This is a genomic window from Synechococcus sp. MU1655 (assembly GCF_023630655.1).
Taxonomy (GTDB): domain Bacteria; phylum Cyanobacteriota; class Cyanobacteriia; order PCC-6307; family Cyanobiaceae; genus Synechococcus_C.
Genome location: NZ_JAKUHK010000051.1, coordinates 1 through 9,342, shown reverse-complemented (window position 1 = coordinate 9,342; position 9,342 = coordinate 1). Strand labels below are relative to the sequence as shown.

The following is a 9,342-nucleotide window of genomic DNA, read 5'->3' as shown; positions in this document are numbered from 1 at the left end:
AACTGAATTTAAGGTCTTTCAATCGCTTCGTATTGCATTCTTATGTCAGTCGCTCTGGCTACCCAGCTCCGGGAAGGAACGAAAAAGTCACACACCATGGCCGAGAACACCGGCTTCGTGAGCTGCTTCCTGAAGGGTGTGGTGGACAAGCTGAGCTATCGCAAGTTGGTGGCAGACCTCTTCTTTGTTTATGAAGCCATGGAAGAGGAGATGCATCGACTCAAGGAGCACCCCGTGTTGGCCCCGATTGCCTTTGAGCAGCTCGATCGCGTCACCGCCCTCGAGGAAGACCTGGCTTTCTATTTCGGCCCTGAATGGCGGCAACAGATCGAAGCCTCTCCCGCAGCGACGGAGTACGTCGCTCGGATTCGCGAAGTGGCTCAGACAGCTCCTGAGTTGTTGGTGGGTCATCACTACACTCGCTACTTAGGTGATCTCTCAGGTGGGCAGATCCTGAAGAACATTGCTCAGAAGGCGATGAACAACCCCACCGATGATGGCTTGCACTTTTATGTGTTCCCAGAAATCGCGGACGAAAAAGCTTTCAAGACCACCTATCGCTCTGCGATGGATACCTTGCCGATCGACCAGCCCACAGCCGATCGCATCGTCGAAGAGGCCAATCAGGCGTTTCACCTGAACATGAAAATGTTCCAGGAGCTTGAGGGCAATCTTGTTGCTGCCATCGGCAAGGTTCTGTTTGGTTTCCTCACGCGCCGTCAGCGCACGGGTAGCACTGAGACCGCTGCGGCCTAGGTGTTCAGCGAGGAAGGCATTCAACACTCCTCAAGATCGTTCACATCGATACGGGTTCTGGTGCCAGGCACCGGGCCCCGTTTTCGTTGTGGCGGATTAAGCGTTGCGCTGCAGACGGCCCGTTTGCTGTCGCAGTTGCGTCCCACGGAGGTCGTGACCTATCGGGCTCGGGAGCAATCGCATCCCTTTCTTGACGACCTTCTTGATCAAGAGGATGCACCCGGCGAGGTCATGTGGCTCGTGAGCTGGGGGTTTGATGTTCCCGGCCTCTTGAAGCGTTTGCGTGGTCGACTTGCGGTGTATCAGGCCCATAGCAGTGGGTATGGATTTGATTTGCCGCCTGGTGTCCCGGTGATCGCCGTCAGCCGTAACACCCTTGGTTATTGGGGTGATCGAGCTCCGCGGAATCCGCTGGCATGGGTGCCGAATGCCCTCGAACCTCAGTGGATTGATCGCGGCGCCAGACAGAAGACCCAGATCAGGGGATCGGACCCACGACCGATTCAAGTGCTGGTGCAGAAGAGGAAGAGCAGTCCTTATGTCCTCAAGCAGCTCGTTCCAGAGCTCAGAGCTCGAGGGTTGCGCGTTGAAGTGCAAGACGGCTGGGTGGACGATCTTGTGGCGCTGTTTAACAGCGCCACCGTTTACCTCTACGACTCCGCTGAGTATTGGCGTGGCCGGGGAGTGAGTGAGGGCTTCGGGCTTCCGCCTTTGGAAGCACTGGCCTGTGGCTGCATTGTGTTCAGTAGCTTCAACCACGCCTTGGCTGACTTACTCACTCCCGGTGACACCGCCTATCAGATTGGTCAGGGGACGTTGAACAACGATCTCAATCGCATCCAGGCAGCTGTTCAGGATCCGTTGGCCTGGCTTCCTCCTCCAGATCAATTAGAGGCTCTTCTTGAGCAGGTATCGGAAGTCCATTGGCTAGAGCGATGGGAGCAAACATTGTTCTGGATCGACTCGATTGGTCTGGCTGCTGGCCTAACTCCTGGCTTGGCTAAGACCTCTGACCTAGTTCTTCGCTCTCCCTCAACGCGCCGTTTGAGATGGCACCAGAGGATCCAGGCACTGCAAACGAAGGTGGTCAATCGGTTGCCCGGCTGGCTGCAGCAAAGCGGATCGAAGCAGTGAACAGTCTTTAATCAATTAAATTCATGTTGGGCATTCGCCTAAACGGCAGCCGTTTGCAGCGTTGTTCATGCACCTGAAAAGTCAGACTTGGAATGAACTGAAGCTGCTGCTCCAAGAACTTCCTTCGAAGCGTCTTCGTTATCTCATTCTTGTTCTGCTGGCATCTCTGGTTCAGGGGCTCATTGATATTTTGTTAATTGGATTGCTTGCACGCTTAGTAGGTTTGCTTGCAGGTGCAAAACTCGGTGATCAAATACCTGGTATTCGTTTTTTCGGTGGAGGCCTGCTCGATCAGTCGGGCTGGATTGTTGCTCTTCTCATCGCTGCATATTGGTTGGCTTCAGGTATGCGCTTTGGAGTGGCCTTATTGGAATCATTGCTGACTGCAGAGATTTGGTCAGATCTTGTTAATAAGGTCTACAAAAATCTGATGTTGCAGCAATATGAGTTTTTCATGAATAAGCGCACAGCGGTTTTGTCTGAACGCTTTAATCGTATTCTTTCGCGGGTCACAGGTACTGTTATTACTCCAATCATTACGATTTCAGGCAATCTTGTTTCAGTATTGGCCTTATTGATTGGAGTATTCTTTGTTTTAGGGGCCTCCTCCCTTCTTGTCTTTGCTCTCCTGTTGGCCTCTTATGTTTTGTCTTCACGCATAATCACTCCTTATTTAAGGCTTGCATTGCGACAAAAAAATCGATACACAAGAAGGTTGAAAATTATTTTTTCAGAGTCAATTCGGTCAATTAGAGATGTTCAGCTTTATTCTTCCCACAATTATTTTGTTGATCGTTTCGCCCAAGAAGGAGCTCTGGCTAAGCGTAATGAGCGAATTTCAAGTCTGCTCCCAAACGTCCCGCGATTCGTCATTGAACCTGCTGGGATCACGATTATTTTTATTGTAGGACTTGCGCCTGCTATAGCGTCGGGCGATGGCAGCAGTTTGCGTGATGCGTTGCCAGATTTGGCCACGGTGTTGGTTGTTCTGCTCCGAATTACTGGGCCTTTGCAGACTGTTTTTCGTAGCGTTAACAAGTTGAGGGGTGGACTTCCTGACGTCAAAGATGCTCTGGAGTTGTTAAAGATGCGACCCGGAAGGCTGTCGCTCGGTGATGCGGGCGTTCCATCGCCGTATGGAGTGATGCCTAGTCGTTTAATTGAGTTAAACAACGTTAGTTTTTCCTATCGAGGGAGTGAACATCTGGTCCTCGAAAAAATTAATTTATCAATACCTGTTGGTTCGCGTATTGCGCTTGTTGGTAGTACGGGAAGTGGGAAAACAACAATAGCTCATCTTCTTTTGGGATTGTATAACCCTAGCGATGGATGCCTTCTCCTGGATGGTATTAGTGTATCCAAGAAAGATATGCCTGCATGGCAAGCAAACTGTGCTTTTGTTCCGCAAAATATTCGCTTGCTTGATGCAAGTGTGAGGGAGAATGTGGCTTTCTGCGAAGATCCTGAAAGTATCAATGACGATAAAGTTTGGTCGGCGTTGGATGCAGCTCAATTCACTGAGTTTGTTGCACAAATGCCCTATGGCCTTTACACCATGTGTGGAGAAGACGGCATAAAGCTATCTGGTGGTCAGCGTCAGCGTTTGTCTTTGGCAAGGGCTTTTTATCGCCAAGCTGAATTATTAGTTTTAGATGAAGCGACGAGTGCATTGGATAACAAAACCGAACATGACGTGATGCAGGCTTTGGATTTGGTTGGACGTAGATGTACGATTGTCGTTATTGCACACCGCCTTTCTACGGTTAAAAAATGCGATCGAATTTATGAAATCGACAAAGGTCGCATAATCGCTTCTGGTGATTTCGAAACGCTCCGTAATTTGTCTCCTAGTTTTAGGGAGATGACAATGCTTGACGTTGTTTGACAATTAATGGCAGATTTTATCTTGCTTTCTACGGCCGATTGGGATCATCCTCTTTGGACAAATAAGCAGCATGTGGCTTGTTGCTTGTCGGATTTAGGCCATCGTGTTCTTTACGTTGATTCTCTTGGGGTTCGTGCTCCTCGGGGAGATCGTTCAGATTTTGGTCGCATTCTCCGTCGCTTAAGGCGCGGATTCCGTCTTCCAAGGCAGGTGCGTCCTGGTCTTTGGGTGGTGTCTCCACTGGTGATGCCTGGTCAAACTCGTGGGATTACGGGTCGCCTCAATCGGATGAGCCTGGATTTCAGCCTGTTTGTGGCTGATCTGGTGCTGGATCTACGCCGTCCACTGCTTTGGACCTTTAATCCCCAGGCCCGTGCTCATCTCCGGCTGAGCAGGTTTCACGCTGTTGTTTATTTGTGCGTGGATCGCATCCAAGCGCAGCCGGGCATGCCTGTGCAGGTTTTGCAAGCTGCTGAAAAGGATCTGTGCACGGTCGCGAATGCATTGTTCACCACCTCGCCCCGGCTTCATGCGGAGCTAGGGCCACTGAATGCAGGCAGCCATGTTTTCGGCAATGTGGCTGATGCTGACCATTTCGGTCGCGCCCTCAACAAAGACCAGGACCGCCCTTCCGACTGGCCTCACTGTGACGGTCCTGTTCTGATCTTCATCGGTGCAATCGATGCCTACAAGCTCGATCTCAACATGTTGGAGTCGTTGATGGAGCGAACACCGCAGTGGACGTATCTCTTCATCGGCCCTGTGGGTGAAGCCGATCCGAGCACGGATGTCAGCGATTGGGGTCGCTTCCCCAACGTTCATCTCCTTGGCCCAAGGCACTACAGCGCCCTCCCAGCCTATTTGGCCCATGCCGATGTCGCGTTGTTGCCCTTGCAACTCAACGATTACACGCGCCGCATGTATCCGATGAAATTCTTTGAGTATTTAGCGGCTGGTTGTCCTGTCGTCGCGACAGCCATTCCAGCCCTGGAGGATCAACGTGATGTCGCGATTCTCTGTTCTCCTGAGCAGTCGACCTTTGAAGCGGCCATTGGCCAAGCCCTGGCTGGAGAGGGACCCACTCTTCAGCAGCGCCTCGATCGCGCGCGACAGCACACGTACTTCACCCGTACGAAGGCGATGCTGAATCGCTTGGCTCATCACGGTTTGATGCCGGATGAACCTCTGGCTCCGCAGTCCCCTCCGTACCACCAAGTTCGCAAACAGTGGAGTCGTCCTCAGCTGTCAGCACGGCTGAGGACGACAGGTCTGCGCCTTCTGGATTCATTGGGGCATCCATCGATCGCAGAGGGGATTTTGCGACATTGGTTGGAGCGGGAGCCCACCAACATCACCCTCCTCAGTGAACTGGCTCGTCGACGCCTGTCAGTTGGAGACAACAGTGGTGCCTGCAGATTGATCGAGCGGATCTGGCAAGAAGATGGAGTCGCAGACATCTTGCATCAGCTGCTCTTCCGTCGTAGTTCCCGTCCTGGCAGCCGTCTCGATCAACTGGAACTGTTCGATGTGTTGGCGTCGAGTACCTCTTTGCCCTTGCATTACGCGGGATATTGCAGGGTTGTGAGGACGTATCGCGCGATCGACTCTAAGGATGTGGCTGCACTCCGCCGGGGCGTGATTGGCTTGGAAGAGATCATCGCTGCATTGGAAGGCGATCCTGACACCTATCGCTGCTTGAAGCCCAACCGTGAGAACCGAGCCAAGTTACTGATTTCTGCACAACTCACCCTGTTGCGGGCTTTGATGGCTCTCAAGGACAGTTCAGGACTAGATAGAGCCTCGATTGAGCTGTTGGCGAGTGCATGCCGTTATGACCCGTTCGCCATCGATCGCACCACTGCGACGCGGATGACGCGCAACATCATGCGCAGTCTCACGATCGCTGCAGTGATGGCTTGGCATGCTGAGGATGCCTCGCGTTTTGATGCTGTCGTCACTGAGATGGAGCGGCTCCGCCAGGCATGTCACGCCAAGCGATTCGACCTGATTGCCAGCAAAACCCATGAAGATCACCGAGCTTTCTCGAATGCTGTTGTGGTTATGCTCCAGGAGTGTCGCTGGTCGTCTGCAGACCCTGGAACTCGCCCGGCCCAGGAGCGTTTAGTCGATCCGGTTCTTCTGGTCTATTTCCCGAATCTTCGCCGTGACCGCGCTGAAAAAGCCCTGAAGTTTCTTCATTCTTTAAACACCCCGTAATGGCAGTGATACGGGTTGCTTTCACGATCGACTCTCTCAAGCTTGGTGGAGCCGAACGCGTGCTTTTGCAGTGGGCCCGCTGGTGCAGAGACGAGGGCTGGCAGGTGCTTGTGATCACCCGCCAGGGATCCGAGAAGGATGCTTATCAAGTCCCGGAGGGCGTGAAGCGCCTGGTTGAGCCAACGTTGGTACCTCCTTTGGAGCGGTTGGGCTGGTTTGCTTTTCCCTTTCGCGTGATGGCGTTGCGTCATCTGTTGCGATGCCACCGCAGTGATCTGTGTGTGGGTGTGACCACCTTGCCAGCGGTGAAGTTGTTGTTGGCCACTGCCGGCATGTCACTTCGAACCGTGGTGTCTGAGCGGAACTATCCACCGGCTAAGCCACCATCTCTGCTGTGGCGCTGGTTACGTCGGTTCACTTATCCATGGGCTGATCTGCATCTGGTGCAGACCCGGCAAATTGGGACTTGGCTGCGTCTGCACTGTGGTGTGAGCAGGCAGCAGCTGTTGCCCAATTCCGTCACCTGGCCACTGCCGGACAGGGAACCCTTGCTTGACCCCGATGACTGGCTTCCTCCTCAATCCCCTCTTCTCCTCGCAGCGGGTACCAAGGCGAATCAGAAAGGTTTCGACCTGTTGATGCCGGTGTTCGCCGAGCTGGGCCGACGTGATTCCAGTCTCCATCTGGCGCTGTTAGGTCTTGCGCCGGGGCGCTATCGGGGCCTCGATCAGCAGGCCTGGTTGCGGCAGCTCCTTGACAATGAACCCGACCTGCAGGAGCGATTGTTGCTCCCAGGCGTCTCGGGCAGCATGGCGAGTTGGTACAAGCGTGCCAATATTTTTCTCCTTCCGTCGCGGTACGAAGGCTTTCCAAATGTGCTTCTTGAAGCAATGGCTGCAGGGTGTGCCTGCATTGCCAGCGACTGTTTGACGGGTCCGGCGGATTTGATCCGTCACGGTGAAAACGGCCTGTTGTTGTCGCCGAAGGCGACAACAACAGATTGGGTTGAGGCGATTGCTGGCCTGCTGGCGGATCCGAAGCGATGCCTTCAGTTGGGAGAGAAGGCCATGGAGGTGCGGGAGCGTTATGACGCAGTGCGTCTGCGGCGTGATTTCCTAGAGGCCTTGCGCACGTTGCACCATGGATGATCTCTGGGTTGTGCTTCCCCATCTCGGTGCGGGTGGCGCGCAGAAGGTCGGTCTCTTGGCAGCGGAGCACTTTTCTGCGCAGGGCTATCGCGTGAAGGTGCTAACCCTCATTCATGGCCATCCCGTCTTGCACAACATTCCAGAGGGGGTGAGGCATCAGGAGCTTGGACCTGATGCCAATGTGTTGCATCACTGGTTGAGTGATGGATGGAATCGATCGTGGTTGGCCAGAGGTCGTCGTTTTTGCATCGCTCAGACGATCAAGGCTTATCGAGCCTTGATTCGCTTCCAGCTGTTGCTTTTGAGTCCCTGGTTGGAGTCAACAATCCAACCAGGGTGCGATGGTTTGGCCTACTCATTGTTCAAGCGTGGAGCGACCAGCCTTGGCGGTGAGCGTCTACGGCATTTGCGCGATCTGATCGACCAGGAGCGCCCCCAGCGGGTGCTGGCCTTACTCACTCGGACCAATATTCTTTGCTGTCTGGCCACCTGGGATCTACCCATTCACCTCGTGGTGTCAGAGCGCAACGACCCTGCTTTGCAACGGTTGCAGGCAGTTTGGTCATTATTACGTCGTCTTTGTTATCGCCGGGCTGACGTCGTGACGGCTAACACCCAAGGTGTGCTCCAAGCCCTCCAAGCGATGGGGAGCTGGCAGCGACTGGAGCTGCTGCCCAATCCCTTGCCGTCCAGTTTTGAAGCATCAGTTCAGCTTGGTGAATTGGGTCTACGCCAACATGAGATTCTCGCTTTGGCTCGTTTGCAGCCTCAGAAAGGTCTTGATCTTTTGCTTCGTGCTTTTGCTTCTTTGGCTCCTTCCCTTCGCCAGGGCTGGAGGCTCACCTTGGTGGGTGAGGGTCCCGAGAGCGCTGCTTTGAAAGATCTTTCCAGTGCACTGGGACTTGATGATGTGGTGGGTTTTGAGGGGTTTCGTTCTGACCCTCAAACGTTTTTCCGTCGGGCCAGCATCTTTGCTCTGCCATCAAGGTTCGAGGGGATGCCAAATGCCCTGCTGGAAGCCATGGCTTCGGGCCTGCCATCCGTGGTCAGCGATGCTTCTCCTGGGCCTCTCGAGATGGTGCGTGATGGCGTAGAAGGTTTGGTGGTGCCGTCTGAGAATGTGGAAGCGCTGGCCCTAGCTTTGGAGCGATTCATCGTCGATCCTGCCTTGCGTGAGCGCTGTGGCAGCGCAGCTCGCACCACACTGGAGGCTCTCGATTGGAGTGTGCTCGAACCTCGTTGGCGTTCTGTTTTGGCTTTGCCGACAGATGAATGAGCGAATCACAACGGCTCAACCTGCTTGTGTTCGCTCCAACTCGAAGGGCGACGAGTGAAACGTTTATTCGGGCCAATCTCGCGGGATTGCCCATGCGTTGCATTCCCTATTTCGGCGATGAGTGGCCTCTTCGACGACCTCTTCAGGCGCTGTATGCGACTGCGATCGTCCTGAGCAAGGTGCTCACACGGATGAGGTTGCTACGCGCTGCGTCCTGGCCTGCATCGTTCGTTGCCTGGTTCATTATTCGTCGTTACCGCCCGGACGCAGTGCTGGCGGAATTTGGGTTCGAGGCGGTCAGAGTGATGGAGGCTTGCGTCTGGAGTGACGTCCCGATGGTGGCGCATTTCCGTGGCTCGGACGCTTCAGCTCGGAGTCGGCTTGGGCTTTTGGAGGGGAGGTATCGGCGCTTAATGGCAATCGCGGCTGGGGTGATCGTGAAATCGCGGCCGATGGCCGATACGTTGCTGTCTCTGGGAGCTCCACCGACGCGTGTGTTGGTCAGTCCCTCGGGAGCCAACACCGCGATGTTCCATGGCAGTGATCCGGCAGCGGCTCCACCGGTGTTGCTGGCTGTCGGGCGTTTTGTGGCCAAGAAAGGTCCGCTTCAGACGCTCAGGGCGTTTGCTCTGGTCTGTCGTGATCCAGTTGCGGCCGCTCTGAAGCCCAAGCTCTGGATGGTGGGAGATGGCCCGCTCTTGCCATCAGCACGGTCGCTGGTGTTGGAGCTTGGTCTTGAGGGGCAAGTTTGTTTCTTGGGCGTGTGTTCCCAGGATCGGGTGGCGCAGCTCATGCGCGAGGTGCGGTGTTTTGTACAGCATTCCTTGGTGGCTCCCGATGGCGACAGTGAGGGCAATCCCGTGGCAGTGATGGAGGCCCAGCTCAGTGGTTTGCCCGTGGTGGCCACGCGCCATGCCGGGATACCT

At 54.5% G+C, this 9,342-nt stretch carries 7 protein-coding genes; all 7 read left to right on the top strand.

All coding sequences use genetic code 11. The features are described from left to right. Positions 1-42: 42 nt before the first annotated feature. On the top strand, positions 43-756 hold the full coding sequence (locus NCN04_RS04165) for a biliverdin-producing heme oxygenase (RefSeq protein ID WP_048347749.1): 714 nt from the start codon (positions 43-45) through the stop codon (positions 754-756). 60 nt (positions 757-816) lie between these two features. Further along, complete coding sequence (locus NCN04_RS04160; protein WP_250395263.1) at positions 817-1,890, top strand: glycosyltransferase; 1,074 nt, start codon at positions 817-819, stop codon at positions 1,888-1,890. A 67-nt stretch (positions 1,891-1,957) separates the two neighbouring features. Then, entirely contained in the window at positions 1,958-3,775 is a 1,818-nt protein-coding gene (locus tag NCN04_RS04155; protein WP_250395262.1) for an ABC transporter ATP-binding protein, read from the top strand. A gap of 6 nt (positions 3,776-3,781) precedes the next feature. Beyond that, positions 3,782-5,992: a glycosyltransferase gene (locus tag NCN04_RS04150; protein WP_250395261.1), complete on the top strand. Its 2,211-nt coding sequence runs from the start codon at positions 3,782-3,784 to the stop codon at positions 5,990-5,992. After that, on the top strand, positions 5,992-7,140 hold the full coding sequence (locus NCN04_RS04145; protein ID WP_250395260.1) for a glycosyltransferase: 1,149 nt from the start codon (positions 5,992-5,994) through the stop codon (positions 7,138-7,140). The genes NCN04_RS04150 and NCN04_RS04145 overlap by 1 nt, the downstream gene beginning before the upstream one ends. After that, positions 7,133-8,416 (top strand): glycosyltransferase, encoded by a 1,284-nt coding sequence (locus NCN04_RS04140; protein ID WP_250395259.1) that lies wholly within the window; start codon positions 7,133-7,135, stop codon positions 8,414-8,416. The genes NCN04_RS04145 and NCN04_RS04140 overlap by 8 nt, the downstream gene beginning before the upstream one ends. Then, on the top strand, positions 8,413-9,342 hold a 930-nt coding region (locus NCN04_RS04135), incomplete at its 3' end, for a glycosyltransferase (protein ID WP_250395258.1). The genes NCN04_RS04140 and NCN04_RS04135, both read left to right, overlap by 4 nt.